Origin of the sequence: Pseudomonas sp. SIMBA_068 (assembly GCF_046534705.1) — a bacterium.
In the GTDB taxonomy this organism is placed as follows: Bacteria; Pseudomonadota; Gammaproteobacteria; order Pseudomonadales; family Pseudomonadaceae; genus Aquipseudomonas; species Aquipseudomonas putida.
The window spans coordinates 1-266 of sequence record NZ_JAWRYI010000683.1 but is presented as its reverse complement, the minus strand read 5'-3'; the positions used below and the strand labels follow the sequence as shown (position 1 = coordinate 266).

Below are 266 nucleotides of genomic sequence, written 5' to 3'. Positions count from 1 at the left end.
CAGGCTTTTATGGAAAATGTCAGTGATGTGCTCGGGAAAGGGTTTGAAGACTTCTCTGAAGGTGTTTTAAGCAGCCTGGATAAAACGCTGGGTAAACTGGACGTCGAAATGGCGAAGGCCTCTACTCTGCTCGCGGGTTCTGTTGAACAGATTGGAGAGAGCGTCAGCGAGCTTGATGATGTCCTGTCACGCGTTCGTGCCTAAGGGGTGACAGCTGATGTTTGGAAATGCATTTGGCGTTAAGAAGCGCCGCAGCGATGAAGCAG

At 50.8% G+C, this 266-nt stretch carries 1 protein-coding gene; it reads left to right on the top strand.

Going from position 1 to position 266, the window contains the following annotated elements; translation table 11 throughout:
* A partial coding sequence (locus tag SB756_RS30975; RefSeq protein ID WP_410913357.1) for a hypothetical protein occupies positions 1–204 on the top strand: 204 nt, incomplete at its 5' end.
* Positions 205–266 lie beyond the last annotated feature (62 nt).